Source organism: Mycobacterium sp., from assembly GCF_032162605.1.
In the GTDB taxonomy this organism is placed as follows: domain Bacteria; phylum Actinomycetota; class Actinomycetes; order Mycobacteriales; family Mycobacteriaceae; genus Mycobacterium.
The window spans coordinates 1-6,965 of record NZ_JAVROT010000437.1; the positions used below are offsets into that span (position 1 = coordinate 1).

5 protein-coding genes and 1 pseudogene are annotated in these 6,965 nt (G+C 66.9%); 2 read left to right on the top strand and 4 right to left on the bottom strand.

Annotated elements, in window-relative coordinates; genetic code table 11:
- Together QOI01_RS24395 and QOI01_RS24400 are read right to left on the bottom strand one after the other, a co-directional pair.
- Positions 1–128: CstA-like transporter-associated (seleno)protein (locus tag QOI01_RS24395; protein ID WP_526385548.1), on the bottom strand; the 128-nt coding region annotated here is incomplete at its 3' end.
- Positions 128–2,416, bottom strand: coding sequence for a carbon starvation CstA family protein (locus QOI01_RS24400; RefSeq protein ID WP_526385540.1), 2,289 nt, complete (start codon positions 2,414–2,416; stop codon positions 128–130). The genes QOI01_RS24395 and QOI01_RS24400, both read right to left, overlap by 1 nt.
- Positions 2,417–2,573: 157 nt before the next feature.
- Here QOI01_RS24400 and QOI01_RS24405 point away from each other — a divergent pair.
- Positions 2,574–3,097, top strand: a pseudogene (locus tag QOI01_RS24405) (mycothiol transferase).
- 3 nt (positions 3,098–3,100) lie between these two features.
- Here QOI01_RS24405 and QOI01_RS24410 read toward each other — a convergent pair.
- Positions 3,101–4,696 (bottom strand): ATP-dependent DNA ligase, encoded by a 1,596-nt coding sequence (locus QOI01_RS24410; RefSeq protein WP_526385542.1) that lies wholly within the window; start codon positions 4,694–4,696, stop codon positions 3,101–3,103.
- Between the two features lie 41 nt (positions 4,697–4,737).
- Complete coding sequence (locus QOI01_RS24415; RefSeq protein WP_526385544.1) at positions 4,738–6,318, bottom strand: molybdopterin-dependent oxidoreductase; 1,581 nt, start codon at positions 6,316–6,318, stop codon at positions 4,738–4,740.
- Between the two features lie 98 nt (positions 6,319–6,416).
- Here QOI01_RS24415 and QOI01_RS24420 point away from each other — a divergent pair.
- A partial coding sequence (locus QOI01_RS24420; protein ID WP_526385546.1) for an SDR family NAD(P)-dependent oxidoreductase occupies positions 6,417–6,965 on the top strand: 549 nt, incomplete at its 3' end.

Sequence of the window (6,965 nt, forward strand, 5' to 3'; positions counted from 1 at the left end):
CGGCTCTGTGGATTGCGCTCCGTCGCGTCGTGCCGCATTCGCCAGTACTCACGCTCGGAGCAGACCGGTTCGCCGGGATGGGTGCGCTCCCGGTGAACCAGGTAGCGCTGGTAGTGGTTGTCGCCCATCAATGAGCTGAAGTACCAACTGATCTGGCGTGCGATTTCGGTAGCGCGTCCCACTGCTTCTGCACCTCCTTCTCGGCTTCGGTCGGAATCATTCCCGACGGGGCGAAGATCCGCGACGGCACCGGCTCGTCCGCGCTGAGCGGGCGTCCGCCGCCGCGGATCGCCTTGAGCGCGACCACGGCTCCCGCTGCGAAGACGATCATCACCAGAACGGCGAATACGACCGAAAGCGTGCCCTGGATGAACGTGTTGCGGATCACGGCGTCGAGCTGGCCTGCGTCCTTGGCCGCGCCGAACGCCGTCTTGCCCGCATCCTTGGCGTCGCGGTACTGGAAGTGCTGGGTCCAGTAGCCGACCTTGGGATCACCGGAGAAGATCTTCTGCCAGGATGCCGTCATCGTCACGATCAGGTCCCACATCAACGGAACACCGGGAATCCACGCCCATTTCAGCAATCCGCGCTTGATGATCACGACCGTGACGACCGTCAGCGCGATGGCCGCCAGCAGCTGATTGGCGATGCCGAAGAGTGGGAAGAGCGTGTTGATCCCGCCCAGGGGATCGGTGACGCCCATCAGCAGGATGCTGCCCCACGCGGCCACCACGATGACGCTGCAGGCCCACGCGCCGATGCGCCAACTCGGATTGCGCAACTTCTTCAGTGGGCCACCGAGATTGGCCAGCCCATCGGACAACATGAACCTCGCGACCCGAGTGCCTGCGTCGACCGTGGTGAGGATGAACAGCGCCTCGAACATGATCGCGAAGTGGTACCAGAACGCCTTGAGGCCTTGGCCGCCGAAGACCTGGTGCAGTACCTCCGACATGCCGAACGCCAACGTCGGCGCACCACCCGTGCGCGAGACGATGGAATCCTCACCGACGCTTTCCGCCGCAGCGGTGATCTGCTCGCCGGTGGTCGGTGACCCAGACAGCCCGAGCCCGTTGACGTAGTCGGCCGCCGTCTGCGCGGTGGTACCCGTGGAGGCGGCAGGCGCGTTGATGGCGAAGTACAGGTGCTGGTTGAGGATCGCCGCAGTGATCAGCGCCATGATCGCGACGAACGACTCGGTCAGCATGCCGCCGTAGCCGATCAGCCTCATCTGGCTTTCCTTCTCCAGCAGCTTGGGCGTGGTGCCCGAGGAGATGAGGGAGTGGAAACCGGACAGCGCTCCGCAGGCGATGGTGATGAACAGGAATGGGAAGAGGGCGCCTGCGAACACCGGTCCGGTGCCGCTGGAAGCGAACGTCGAAACTGCAGGCGCCTCCATGATCGGGCGGGCGACCAGGATGCCGATGGCCAGCAGGATGATGGTGCCGACCTTCATGAACGTCGACAGGTAGTCGCGCGGGGCCAACAGGAGCCACACCGGCAACACCGAGGCGGCGAGACCGTACGCGATGATGCACCACGACAGGGTGACCTTCGAGAGCGTGAACCAGTCGACGCCCCAGGCTGTTTCGGCTACCCAGCCGCCGGATACCACGGCAAGGAGCAGCAGCACGACGCCGATCAGTGACACCTCGGAGATCTGGCCCGGACGCAGGAACCGCAGATACAGCCCCATGAAGATGGCGATGGGGATGGTCATTGCGATGGAGAAGACGCCCCAGGGGCTTTCGGCGAGGGCATTGACGACGACGAGCGCGAGCACGGCCAGCAGGATGACCATGATGACGAGCACGCCGACGATCGCGGCGATACCGCCGATTGTGCCCAGTTCGTCGCGCGCCATCTGACCGAGCGAGCGACCGCGCCTGCGGACTGAGATGGACAGCACCAGGTAGTCCTGGACGCAGCCGGCGACGACCGCGCCGACGATGATCCAGATGGTGCCAGGCAGATAACCCATCTGCATGGCCAGGACCGGACCCACCAACGGGCCCGCGCCTGCGATCGCCGCGAAGTGATGACCGAACAGCACCCGACGGTCCGTCGGCATGTAGTCGGTGCTGTTCTCGAACACCTCGGCGGGTGTCGCGTAGTCGTCGCGCGGGGCAACGATCTTCATCTCGATCAGTCGGGCGTAGAACCGGAACCCGATCACGTAGGTGCAGATGGCGGCGATGACGAACCAGACCGCGCTCACCGTCTCCCCGCGGAAGAAGGCGATTACCGCCCAGGCAATCGCCCCGAGCAGGGCGATGACGGCGAAGACGATCTTGTGTTTCGTCGTGATCGGTGACCGGTCGATGATCGCCACCGGTGGCAGGTCGGCGTCCGTCCGGACGTAGGTGAGGTCGCCGTCGGTCTCCTCGACGCGGCCCGAAGCGGTTGGTGTAGCCATGGTCTGATCCTTTCATCGTGCGCGAGGCGATTTGTCGGAACACTCCGCTTTCGGTCAGTTCGACATGCGGTGAGGACATGGTGGACCGCAGTCTGCAAGGAAATGCCAGTTGCGTACGAGCGGGCGGCGACCGATCCTGGTGTCAATGGGCAGGTCGATGGGCGATGAGGAATTCAAGGAAAACTTGCACGACTACCTCCAGGCTGGCCGCGACGCGATGTCATGGAAGTTGGAGGTGACCGAGTACGACATGCGTCGACCACTCGCACCGACAGGTACCAATCTCCTTGGGCTGGTCAAGCACCTCGTTGGCTGCTAGTCGGGCTACTTCGGCGCGGAATGTGGGCTACGGCCGGCGAGTCACGCGATGACATCGTTGAGTGGTATCGCCGCGCATGCTCGCATTCGGATGCGACGATACGTTCCTCAGCGCTCGATTCCACCGGACCGGTCGAGCACTGGCCGCCGGAACGCCGAGTCGTGACGTTGCACCAGATCCTGGTGCACATGACCGCCGAAACGCACAGGCATGCAGGGCACGCCGACGTCGTCAGAGAATTGATCGACGGCTCTGTCGGTTCGCGGCGGGACCGCGACAACATGGCTCCCGGCGATCAGGCGTGGTGGGCGCAGTACCGCCTTGGCGTGGAGCGTGCCGCGCAAGAAGCCCACCGACGCTAGCCATCAGCGTTCGTAGAGGGTCCGTACGGTGTCCACTGTGTCTGCCTCGCCTGGGCCCTTGTCCTCGCGGTAGCGCAGCACGCGCGCAAAGCGCAGCGCCATCCCGCCGGGATAGCGGGCGGAGGTCTGCACACCGTCGAGGGCGATCTCGACCACCTGCTCGGGCCGCAGTTTGACGACGTAGCCGTCCGTCGGTCCGTCCGCGAGTTCGAGGAAGCGGCTGGTCTGCCACTCGAGCATCGCGTCGGTCATGCCCTTGAAGGTCTTGCCCAGCATGACCAATCCACCCGTCGACGGATCGCGCGCGCCGAGGTGGATGTTGGACAGCTTGCCCGCGCGCCTGCCCGAGCCCCATTCCACCGCGAGCACGACGAGGTCGAGGGTGTGCACGGGCTTGACCTTCAACCACCCGGCGCCGCGACGGCCCGCCTCGTACGCCGCCGTCGGCGACTTCGCCATCACGCCTTCGTGTCCGGCGTCCAGCGTCGCCGCGAGGAACATCGCGGCGGCCTCCCGGTCGGACGTGGTCAAGCGGTCCACCCGTTGAGCGGCGGACACGATCGCGTCGAGGGCCGAGAGGCGCTCCGTAGCGGGCAGGTCGAGGAGGTCGACGCCGTCGAGGTGCAACAGGTCGAAGAAGAACACCGACAGGGGCTGTGCAACGCGGGCGGCCACGACGTCGGAGCTTCTGTCTCTCCCGCCCTCTCCCGACCGTTGGTCGTTGCCGCCTCGGCCACCGCCGCGGCCGAACCGCGACGCCGTCACCTGAAACCGATGTGGCCGGCCGTCTGGGCGCAGCGCGATGGCCTCGGCGTCGGCGATGAACGTGGTGACCGGAAGCGCGAGCGCTGCGTCGACCACCTCGGGCAGCCGCACGGTGACGTCGTCGAGACTGCGGGTGTACACCGACACGATGTCACCCGAACGGTGGATCTGAACCCGGACTCCGTCCAGCTTCGCCTCGAAGATGGCAGTCCCGCCCAACTTTTCGAGTGCGTCCGCGACACCCGTGGCGGTCTGCGCGAGCATCGGGCCTACCGGGCGGCCGACCCGAAGGGTGAACTCCGCGAGCGCGGCGCGGCCGTCGGTCAACGCCGCCGCCGCGACGGCAGGCAGATCGCCGCCCAGCATCGCGGCGCGCCGCACGTCGGCCGCCGGCACGTCGGCGGCCTTGGCGACTGCGTCGGCCATCACGCCGACGAGCGCGCCCTGGCGCAACTCACCACTCAGCAGGCGCCGCAGGAATGTCTGCTCGGCGTCGGTGGAGGCCGCGAACAGCGCCGACACCAACTCGGTGCGACGGGCCTGCGAGCCCTTGCCGGAGACGAGCCCGATCTCGGTGAACGCGGTGTGGACGCCTGCCACCGTGAGCGACGGCTCCTCGGCGGCCTGAGGCAGTGCGCGGAGTGCGGCCCACCCGATGCCGATCTGACGCTGTGGCAACTCGCCGGACATCCACGCGACCACGACGGCGACGAGCTCGGGCACGGCCTCGCCGGCCGCCGCGGTCAACAGTGCCGCGATGCGACTGATCTTTGCCGAGCGCGCCGAAACGGCACCGACTTCGGCGGACGCGATGGCGACGTCGACGAGCAGCACCCGTTCAGCCTGGCACGTGGGTCGGACAGCCGACGACCGGGCTACTTCACGGTGAACGACACCGTGTGCCAGCCCGACGCTCCGTCGGGTACCACGTCGGCCTGCTCGGACGTCTGCACGGCACCCGCGCCGTCGGTCGCACGCACGGCGATCTGGTGGCTGCCGGGCTGGTCGGCCTGCCACGCGAAGCTCCACAGCCGCCAGGTGTCCTTGGAGTAGCTTGCGCCGAGCTGAGCCTGCTGCCACGGGCCGTCGTCGATCTGCACCTCGACGGCCTGAATACCGCGCTGCTGCGCCCAAGCCACGCCGCCGAAGTTCACCGGGCCACGAGCGACGACCTGACCGCTCTTGGGAACGTCGATGCGGGATTCGGTCTTGATGGGTCCGCGGGGCGACCACCCGAGCCGGGTCCAATACGACTCTGCGCGATCGAAGCGGGTGAGCTCCAGGTCGACGAGCCACTTGGTCGCCGACACGTAACCGTAGAGGCCGGGCACGACCAGACGCGCCGGATACCCGTGCTCGATGGGCAGCGGAGCGTCGTTCATCCCGATCGCCAGGAGGGCGTCGCGTTGGTCGGTGAGCGCCTCAACCGGGGTGCCCGCGGTGAACCCGTCGATCGACGTCGACAGCACCATGTCGGCATCGGGGTGAATACCGGCACCGGCCAACAGATCTCGAACACGGTAACCCGTCCACTTGGCGTTCGACACGAGGTCGCCGCCGACCGGATTGGACACGCACGTCAGCGTCACGATCTCTTCGACGACGTCGAAACGCTGGAGATCGTCGAACGTGAGCGTCACCTCGTGATCCACCATTCCGTGGATCCGGAGGCGCCAGTCCGCACGGCTGAGCTGCGGCACGCTCAACGCGGTGTCGATCCGGTAGAAGTCGTCGTTCGGGGTGATGAACGGCGTCACCGCGACACCGGCAGGCTGAACGGAGGGAGGCGGCGCGGGCGGGGCCGCGCCGCGCATCGTCGGTAGCGTGAACGCGGTGCGGTCGCCCGACACCGAGGAACTGAGCCGGTTGAGCACAACACCCGCCACGCCGGTCAGGACTCCCGCACCGATGAACCCGATCGTCACCAGGGACAGCCGACGCCCCGGGTCGGGTGCCTGCTGGTCCGCCGAAGTCTCGGCGGGCTTCGGATCGGCGATGCGGCCCGAGACGAGGAACCGCAGCGCCAGCACGCCGCACACCGTGCCGATCAGCGTGGGCACCACGTCGACGGCGGACGCGCCCGAACGGCTCAGCACCGCTGCGCATCCGGCGAAGCCCGCCAGCGCGATCGCGATGCTGCCCAACGGTATTCGACGTGTCTCGTATTGCGCCGTCAGTGCAGCTATCACGCCGATCGCGACCAGGATCACGACAGTCAGGAACAACTTGTCGGACGTGCCGAACAACTGGATGGCCCATTCCTTGACCGGGCCGGGCGTGAGATCGATGGCGGCAGAGCCGATGGCGGTTCTCGAGTCGGCCTCCGGGCCGAACGCGACCGCCGTCAGTTGGGCCACGCCGAGAGCGACTGCCGCGGCGGCGATGCCGACCAGTCCGCTCGGGCGGGGTGGAGCCTCTTCGCTGACGAAGGGCGGGTGGTCAGCCGTTTGGGCCATGCGACCACGGTACCGAGATGTTGACCCGAAAGGCTTACCGGAAAGTGACGTCGGCTAGGTTGCTTTACATTCTGACCTCGTTTTGGAAAGGGAGCTAGATGGAGATCTCGGGTAAGAAGGCGATCATCGTGGGCGGTGCGTCGGGCTTCGGACGGGCAACTGCGGAATCACTCGCGGCACGCGGAGCGAACGTGGCGATCCTCGACCGGCCGCAGTCGGACGGCAAGGACGTCGCCGCCGGGATCGGGGCGGCCTTCCACGAAGTCGACGTGACTGACTTCGCAGGCACCGAGGAGGTGCTGCAGCAGGCGATCGACGGCCTCGGCGGACTTCACGTCATCGTGACCACCGCGGGCGGCGGCATCGGCGAACGCACCATCAAGAAGGACGGCCCGCACGGCCTGGACTCCTTCCGGGCCACCATCGATCTCAACCTCGTCGGCAGCTTCAACATCAGCAGGCTGGCGGCGTTCCACATGAGCAAGAACGATCCCGTGGACGATGACGCCGAGGAGCGCGGCGTGATCATCAACACCGCCTCGATCGCGGCGTTCGAGGGCCAGATCGGGCAGGTGGCCTACACCGCGTCCAAGGCAGGCATCGCGGGGATGTGCCTGACGATGGCGCGCGATCTGGGCAGCCTCGGC